Below are 411 nucleotides of genomic sequence, written 5' to 3'. Positions count from 1 at the left end.
GACAAAGTTTCTCGTGCTCCGTCCTACTCGATTTCATGACTAAGAGATTTTCGCGTACAGGGCTATCACCCACTATGGCCGCACTTTCCAGAGCGTTCCGCTAATCTCAAAGCCACTTAAGGGCTAGTCCCCGTTCGCTCGCCACTACCAAGGGAATCTCGGTTGATTTCTTTTCCTCAGGGTACTTAGATGTTTCAGTTCCCCTGGTTCGCTCCATACTCCTATGTATTCAGTGTAAGGTAACCATCTTATGATGGCTGGGTTCCCCCATTCAGACATCTCCGGATCAAAGTCTGTTTGCCGACTCCCCGAAGCTTTTCGCAGGCTACCACGTCTTTCATCGCCTCTGACTGCCAAGGCATCCACCGTATGCGCTTCTTCACTTGACCATATAACCCCAAGCAATCTGGT

1 rRNA gene is annotated in these 411 nt (G+C 50.1%); it reads right to left on the bottom strand.

The window, feature by feature from the left end:
- Positions 1-389 (bottom strand): 23S ribosomal RNA (locus AC0L3B_RS38495); the annotation flags it as partial.
- Positions 390-411: the final 22 nt, after the last annotated feature.

Source organism: Bradyrhizobium sp. Kon56, from assembly GCF_055807635.1.
Note: the sequence above shows the minus strand (reverse complement) of the source record. Positions and strands in the feature narration are given on the sequence as shown.